1 protein-coding gene is annotated in these 1,000 nt (G+C 66.0%); it reads right to left on the bottom strand.

Annotated elements, in window-relative coordinates; all coding sequences use genetic code 11:
- Positions 1-81 precede the first annotated feature (81 nt).
- Positions 82-1,000 (bottom strand): YncE family protein (locus tag SSA01S_RS18860; protein ID WP_369691217.1); only part of this gene is annotated, 919 nt, incomplete at its 5' end.

Here is a 1,000-nt window from a genome sequence, read left to right as displayed (position 1 = left end):
GCCCGATCGCGCAACCACGATCGGGCATAGCGGCGCAGGCCGGGGATCAGGGGTTCGATCGCGGCGGCAAGCGGGTCCATCTCAGTCGCGCTGCACCTGCACGATGCGACCCGGCGCGCCGTTCACCACCTCCGCGACAGCCAGAAAGCGCCGGGGCGCCGCGGTGCTGCCCTGAACGATCTGCCGGATCGGCCCCGATGCGTTGACGATCGCCGCACCTGCCGGGTTGCTCATGAAGTTCGCAAGCGGCTCTACCGCACCGCTGCCGTCCGCGTTGGCGGTCAGCACGAGCATGTAAGGCTTCTTGGGCTGCAAACCGGTAACGGCACTTTGCACGACCTGGATGATGCCCTGGTCGAAGAGGGTGATGCTGCTTGCCGCACCATTGCCGCCAACCGGCCCCATGGTCAGATGCACCGCCTTGCCGGCCGTACCGAGCGGTTGGAGATTGTCGGTGCCGGGGCCTGTCGGGACAGCGTTCGGCACATAGGCGATCGCCTGCGGTGCCTGTCCGACCGGCACGGTGGCGACCACCTTGTTGCCTGTGGTGTCGATTGCGGCGAGTTCATCGGCATTCTCCAGCCCGACATAGATGCGCCGGCCGTCGCCCGATGGCCAGACGCCGTGCGGCATCTTGCCGACCGGGATGGTGGCGACGGGCGCGAAATCGGACGTGCGGAACACCTTCACCGCGTTTTCCCCGCCTACCGTGACGTACGCGAACTGTCCCCTGACCGTGCGGGCGAAGTTGACGTGATTGGTGATCGGCCCGGTATCCAGCACCTTGAGGATTGCGAAGGGTGGCCTGGCATCGAATGCGACCGTCTTGCCGATGTCCTTCAGCGTGAACCACACCTGCTTGCCGTCCGGCGTCGCGGCGATGTTGGGACAGAATGGGCTCGGCTGTGCCACCTGTCCGACCTGCGCGTGGGTTGCGACATCGAACACGGCCAGCACCGGATTGAACGACGAACAGACATAGCCGTATCGGCCATCGGGC

It is taken from the genome of Sphingomonas sanguinis NBRC 13937 (assembly GCF_001591005.1).
In the GTDB taxonomy this organism is placed as follows: Bacteria; Pseudomonadota; Alphaproteobacteria; order Sphingomonadales; family Sphingomonadaceae; genus Sphingomonas; species Sphingomonas sanguinis.
The sequence above is the reverse complement of the archived record's forward strand: the minus strand, read 5'-3'. Positions and strand labels throughout refer to the sequence as shown.